The sequence below is a fragment of the Bradyrhizobium sp. Kon58 genome (genome assembly GCF_055807455.1).
The window spans coordinates 1-331 of record NZ_JBVVOT010000258.1; the positions used below are offsets into that span (position 1 = coordinate 1).

1 protein-coding gene is annotated in these 331 nt (G+C 67.1%); it reads right to left on the reverse strand.

Features of this window, described 5'->3' with window-relative positions; genetic code table 11:
- Positions 1-50 precede the first annotated feature (50 nt).
- Positions 51-331, reverse strand: a 281-nt coding sequence (gene gspM / locus AC0L20_RS40375) for a type II secretion system protein GspM (protein WP_473295729.1), incomplete at its 5' end; no start/stop codon positions are given.

A 331-nucleotide genomic window follows, 5' to 3' on the forward strand; every position in this document is an offset into this window, starting at 1 on the left:
GGCCAGCCCCAAGGCCAGCGCCAGCCCGACCAGCCCGCGTTCGAGACGGCTCATGGCGCGGCCTGCGCTTGCAGATAACCACGCACCAGCAGGTGCACCGTCAACTGCCCGGCCGCGCCCTTGGCGGGGGCATTGGGCCCACGCCGCACGCTCAGCTCATCCACAAACAGAAACGGCCGCTGATACTCCAGCGTCTGCAAAATCGCTTCCAGGGGTTCGATGGCGCAGCTAAGGGTCAGGCTGACTTTGACCTGGCGATAAGGCTCGGCTGCATCTTGCTCTGGGGTGATCGGCATCCGTTGGCTCAGCGCGCAGCCGGCGCCACTGCCGG